Origin of the sequence: Serratia sp. Je.1.23.a (genome assembly GCF_051129805.1) — a bacterium.
In the GTDB taxonomy this organism is placed as follows: domain Bacteria; phylum Pseudomonadota; class Gammaproteobacteria; order Enterobacterales; family Enterobacteriaceae; genus Serratia; species Serratia liquefaciens.
Map to the genome: position 1 here is coordinate 1 of NZ_JBCPSR010000023.1, position 1,286 is coordinate 1,286.

The window sequence follows — 1,286 nt, forward strand, 5'->3', positions numbered from 1 at the left end:
ACGTTTGTCGTCTAATCAGTCAATATCTGGATCAGATGGGGTCTTTGTCGTCTTCGTAGTCATTTTTTAGATGCTACAACATGTTGCCAGACGTCGTCTTCATTCCTATGTGATTCCCGCAGGGGTATTGCCCTGCAAAGCGTGTCCCGGAATTGAAGTGTACGACGAGCTCAATCTGATTTGATTATGACTTTTCGTTCTTTAATTTACCGCTTTAAGACGTTCATTATAAAATGTCTCTGATTTCCACATACTTAACATCAATGTCGTCAGTTTTCGAGCCAGGGCAACAATAACCTTCTTGTAACCCATCCTGCGTCGGAGTCCATTTGCCCATATTGCCAAGCTTGTATCAGTACCATAACGCGTTAACAGGCAGGATGCTGCTTCGTAGATAAGCATGCGTGTCATTCTGTTTCCCTGCTTTGAGATTCCCCCATTTCTGTCAACTTCGCCGGATTGATACTTTTTGGGCGTTAATCCGAGGAAAGCTCCTGCATCGCTGACCCGTCTGAAGCGAGAGGGGTCGTCAATTGACGTTTTAAAACTTAATGCTGTCAGAACACCCACACCCGGAATAGATTGCAATATCTGGCAAACCGGATCTTTTCGGGCTAATTTTTCTAGCATGTAGTTAAATTTTCTTATTTGCTCGGAAAGATGTTCCCAAGTATCAAGCAACATAATAACTGCAGGTTTAACTGTTTCCAGCGAAGGTGATGACTCGAGTACGGCACGTTCAAAAACACTATTTTTCCCGGGTGGAAGAACAACCCCGAAGGTTTTCAAAAGTCCGCGGATCTGATTCGTTACGGCAACACGAAGCTGGACCAATTTTTCCCGGCTGGTAAGAATGAGTCGTTGTTGATGGCATTGAAGACTTTTGACATGTACTGGCTTGTACCAGCCGGAAAGAACCAGTCTTGCTATACCAAAAGCATCATTTTGATCGGTTTTATTTAACTGCATAGATAAAGCCGCATGAACATGTCGTGCGTGGATACAGTCAACGTCCAGACCAAAATTCCTGAGAGAATGGTAAAGCCAGACGCAAAGCGGCCCTGTCTCCAGACCCACTTTCGACTTATCAAATCCTTCAGAAAAGAGATAATCAGCTATAACACCAGGATGCGTATCGACGTTAACCATCCGAATTTTATTACCGTTATGGTCAATAACGCAGATGCTTGTTTTCTTCTGGGAAACATCAAGTCCAACGAAAGTTTTCATGGCAATCACCTCAGATATCACAGACTGGGATCGTATTAAGATTACAGCATGTGGTT

1 protein-coding gene is annotated in these 1,286 nt (G+C 43.6%); it reads right to left on the bottom strand.

The window, feature by feature from the left end; all coding sequences use genetic code 11:
* Window positions 1-201 precede the first annotated feature (201 nt).
* Window positions 202-1,230, bottom strand: a complete 1,029-nt coding sequence (locus tag AAZT04_RS25975; RefSeq protein ID WP_434682334.1) for an IS110 family transposase — start codon at window positions 1,228-1,230, stop codon at window positions 202-204.
* Between the last annotated feature and the right edge of the window lie 56 nt (window positions 1,231-1,286).